Here is a 2,991-nt window from a genome sequence, read left to right as displayed (position 1 = left end):
GGGCGTTGTGGACACGCCCATGTCAATTACGCACATTGATCACCCGTTGACATTGGAAGCTCGCCAACGAGCGAGTGAAACCACGTCTAACGGCGCAGCCGCTTAGGCGTGGTAGTTCATATCAATTCTGTTGAGTCGATAGTTTCTGAGTCGATAGTTGCAGGCGATACCCAGGTGAGGCGTTGCTTGTCGTCTTGTGCTTTTTTTGTGGAACACTCCTTTGTATACCTTGACTATCTCCCCCCTATGGCCTGAGCTGTCGGGGTTCGAACCCATGGCAAAAAGGCGTATGGTAATTATCTAGGGTTTTTACTATGTTATGAAAACCTGTGTTGTTTCAGTCACCTCTGACGCGTTCAGTGTAAGGAGCGAGCAATGCGTAAGGAAAAATCAAAGCGCTATAACCAAGTCAAGGACTTGGTAAGATGGGCGATGGACTTTCATGCCCGCATGGCCAAGCAGTACAGCGACGCCGCAGAGGAGACCTCCAGTGAAAGGGTGAAAATGGCGCTGGATTATCTCGCCAACCGTGAGCTTCGTATGCAGACGGGGTTGGAGGACATTTTTCATGACGGCACCGATCACACAGAAGTACTAGAAACCTGGTTCGATGAAACGGGAGACTTTCCTCATCCGCCGAAACTCGAACGCATCGCCGAAACGGCGAATTACGACAGTATCGATGCAATTATGGATACGGCAGTGACAGCACATCGTACCTTGCGGGATCTTTATCAGCACCGTGCTTCGCGGGCGAACGTCATTCCTGAAAAAGAATTTTTCAATTCCTTGGCGGAAGGGCACGAAGCCGAGGTGCGGCGCATCGTGACGAGTCTTGAGGAACTTGAAGATATTTGATTAGGGCTACCTAAAAGGAGGGTCTATGTCAGACATACTGCTGTCTCCAGAGATGTTGGGATATTTTACCGAAGATGACTTGCGGGAAGTGCCGGATGATTCTGGTGTTTACTGTGTCTTCAAGGCCGGCTCAGACCAGAAAAGTGGCGAAATGCAACCTCAGAAATTGGTGTATGTGGGTGAAGGGCGTGATGTTCGCTCTTGTCTTATGCACCATGAGGACAAGGAACGCTGGCATGCTGGTTTGGAAGAAGGCCAGGCCCTTTGGTTCAGTGTCGGGCTATGCGGGCATGCCCAGAGAGAAAGGCTCGCGGCGGCGCTGGTGCATCGCCACAAACCGCTGCTCAATCGGCAATACATCGATACTTTCCCCTTTGATAGAACGGTAGTGCACCTGATGGGGAAAAAGGACTTGCTGATGAATCCTTTCACTGTAGATCGCAAGGATTCGTAAAATGCCATAAAAACAGGGCTGAGAGTCTCAGGAGCGGTGCGAAATAAACTGCTGAATGAAACGATGGCTGACAGAGGCGGCGCCGATAGGGTATAACAGCCGACTGAAATGTATGCTCGGCCCAGTGCCGAATGATGCTTGAGAGCTCTCATGAAACTTTTGACCCGTCGCCATTTTATTGGCTTGACCTTGGGCTTACCCTTCTCGGTACAGGCTTCCACGACGAATGGCTTCTCCTCAGATGGCCTTTCAGCAGACGATGCTCCGGATTTGATCGAAACGTTACTGACACGAGCGCCTGTGCCACGGCATATCGATGAGCTCTGGGTATTGGTCGATGATGAGGAAGCTGCGCTGAGCATCTACCGGGGTAATGCCCTGATGGAACGCTTTGCGCCGATATCCCTGGGACGAGGTGGAGCCAAGACTCAGCGAACGCGCGGCGATAATGCGACACCGAAGGGCGAGTTCCGGGTCAATCGATTCAACCATGCTAGCCAATGGAATATTTTTATCGGGATTGATTATCCTACGCCCGCACATGCACAGATGGCGTTGCAGACAGGGCTTTATACCCAACAGGATTATGATCAATACTTCGATTATTATCGACGGCATCGGTCACCTCCTCAAGATACGGTATTAGGAGGCGCGATTGGAATCCATGGTCTTGGCAAGGCGGATCCCGATATCCATGACCGTTTTCACTGGACGCAAGGGTGCGTAGCGTTGACCAATCCCCAGATTGAACGGCTCACGGAATTGGTAGACGTTGGCACTCGCGTCGTGATCCGCTAAGCTGGTGTCGAGAAAGAGTGTTCAGCTTTGAACATAAGTATGGACAAGCGCTGTGGTCTATAATAAAACAGTGTTTGACTCCTGCTGCTTCGCAGCACATGTCGCAGCAAATGAACCTGCAACGCAGGTAGACAAGATTAGGTTATAACTTTAGTCTTATCTTGCCGTACCATTTAATGTAGTACCAAGGAATATCAAGGAGAACACTATGACTCTGAAGACAACTCTGAAGATGACTGCCGCTGCCGCTTCACTGGCAATCCTGGCTGGTTGTGCTTCTACCAGCGCGCTGGAAGAAGTTCGCATGACTGCAGAATCTGCACAAGCTGATGCTGCAGAAGCACGTAGCATGGCTTCTCAGGCAATGAACACTGCAAACCAAGCGCAGCGTGATGCACAAGCTGCTCTGCAGATGTCTGAGCAGAACCGCGAAGAAATGAACCGTATGTTCCAGCGTTCAATGCAGAAGTAATTCTGCTTGGCACCGTCTTTCCTTCACAGGAAATGCGGTTGTTGCTGAGAAATAAAAAACCCCGCCTCGGCGGGGTTTTTTATTTCTCAGCAGATTTTGCGCGGGAAACCCGGCTGCTTTAGCGCCGGGAGGGATAGCGCGTCGTGCGCCGCACGACTCGGGGTTCCCTGTCCGCGCCTCCTTTAGTGTTGAATGGGTGGTAGCCATAGCCATCACCGCGTTGCAGCAGGGTGCAGTGGCGCCAGGAAATCCCCTGGACCGCGCCTTGTTCGGTCTGAATGTTGAAAATGCCGGTCTTGCGAATCGCCACGCGCCCCGTGTGGCTGCCGGTCTTCTTGCCGGCCGGGACAATCGCCCTGACCCTATCGCCGGTCTGAAAGCCCTTCACTTGCTTTTGGCGCATCAGGTA

The 2,991-nt window shown here is 51.9% G+C and carries 4 protein-coding genes and 1 pseudogene; 4 read left to right on the top strand and 1 reads right to left on the bottom strand.

Annotated features, from left to right (window positions below):
* Positions 1–375 precede the first annotated feature (375 nt).
* From DU506_RS20875 to DU506_RS20860, 4 genes are all read left to right on the top strand, one after another.
* Complete coding sequence (locus tag DU506_RS20875) at positions 376–858, top strand: ferritin family protein (RefSeq protein WP_114488752.1); 483 nt, start codon at positions 376–378, stop codon at positions 856–858.
* A gap of 25 nt (positions 859–883) precedes the next feature.
* Complete coding sequence (locus DU506_RS20870; RefSeq protein WP_114488751.1) at positions 884–1,312, top strand: GIY-YIG nuclease family protein; 429 nt, start codon at positions 884–886, stop codon at positions 1,310–1,312.
* 150 nt (positions 1,313–1,462) lie between these two features.
* Positions 1,463–2,110 carry a L,D-transpeptidase family protein gene (locus DU506_RS20865; protein WP_114488750.1) on the top strand — a complete coding sequence of 216 codons (648 nt, stop codon included), beginning with the start codon at positions 1,463–1,465 and terminating at the stop codon, positions 2,108–2,110.
* Between the two features lie 208 nt (positions 2,111–2,318).
* Positions 2,319–2,582, top strand: a complete 264-nt coding sequence (locus DU506_RS20860; RefSeq protein WP_022523170.1) for an Lpp/OprI family alanine-zipper lipoprotein — start codon at positions 2,319–2,321, stop codon at positions 2,580–2,582.
* A gap of 118 nt (positions 2,583–2,700) precedes the next feature.
* Here the strand turns inward: DU506_RS20860 and DU506_RS20855 are convergent.
* A pseudogene (locus DU506_RS20855) lies at positions 2,701–2,991 on the bottom strand (hypothetical protein); the annotation flags it as partial.

The sequence above is a fragment of the Vreelandella rituensis genome (assembly GCF_003336665.1).
GTDB lineage: Bacteria > Pseudomonadota > Gammaproteobacteria > Pseudomonadales > Halomonadaceae > Vreelandella > Vreelandella rituensis.
The sequence above is the reverse complement of the archived record's forward strand: the minus strand, read 5'-3'. Positions and strand labels throughout refer to the sequence as shown.

What these genes read in the sequence shown, in the direction of transcription:
- DU506_RS20875 (WP_114488752.1), top strand. Translation starts at nt 376, where the DNA reads ATGCGTAAGGAAAAATCAAAGCGCTATAACCAAGTCAAGGACTTGGTA.
- DU506_RS20870 (WP_114488751.1), top strand. Translation starts at nt 884, where the DNA reads ATGTCAGACATACTGCTGTCTCCAGAGATGTTGGGATATTTTACCGAA.
- DU506_RS20865 (WP_114488750.1), top strand. Translation starts at nt 1,463, where the DNA reads ATGAAACTTTTGACCCGTCGCCATTTTATTGGCTTGACCTTGGGCTTA.
- DU506_RS20860 (WP_022523170.1), top strand. Translation starts at nt 2,319, where the DNA reads ATGACTCTGAAGACAACTCTGAAGATGACTGCCGCTGCCGCTTCACTG.